Below are 508 nucleotides of genomic sequence, written 5' to 3' on the forward strand. Positions count from 1 at the left end.
GCTCGGCGTCTATTGCGACGGCGGTTATGCCGATCACATGCTGGTGCCGCATCCGCGCTACCTGCTCAACCTGAGGGGCCTCGATCCCGCGACGACCGCGCCCTATGCCTGCTCGGGCGTCACGACCTACAGCGCGCTGAAGAAGGTCGAGAAGGATCTCGGCAATCCGATCGTGATCTTCGGCGCGGGCGGTCTCGGCCTGATGGCGCTGAGCCTGCTCAAGGCGATGGGCGGCAAGGGCGCCATCGTGGTCGATATCGATGCCAACAAGCGCGAGGCCGCGCTGAAAGCCGGTGCGCTCGCGGCGGTGGACGGCAATGCGCCCGATGCGCTGGCGCAGCTCCAGAAGGCCGCGGGTCAGCCGATCCTGTCGGTGATCGATCTCGTCGGCAACGCGCAGACGACCCAGCTCGGTTTCGACGCGCTGTCCAAGGGCGGCAGCCTGATCATGGTCGGCCTGTTCGGCGGCGGCGCCACCTGGGCGCTGCCGCTGATCGCCATGAAGGCG

At 67.9% G+C, this 508-nt stretch carries 1 protein-coding gene; it reads left to right on the forward strand.

Annotated elements, in window-relative coordinates; all coding sequences use genetic code 11:
• Nucleotides 1-508, forward strand: a 508-nt coding sequence (locus tag D1614_RS29075; RefSeq protein WP_147384432.1) for a zinc-binding dehydrogenase, incomplete at both ends; no start/stop codon positions are given.

Origin of the sequence: Maribellus luteus (genome assembly GCF_003576475.1) — a bacterium.
Classification (GTDB): Bacteria; Bacteroidota; Bacteroidia; order Bacteroidales; family Prolixibacteraceae; genus Draconibacterium; species Draconibacterium luteum.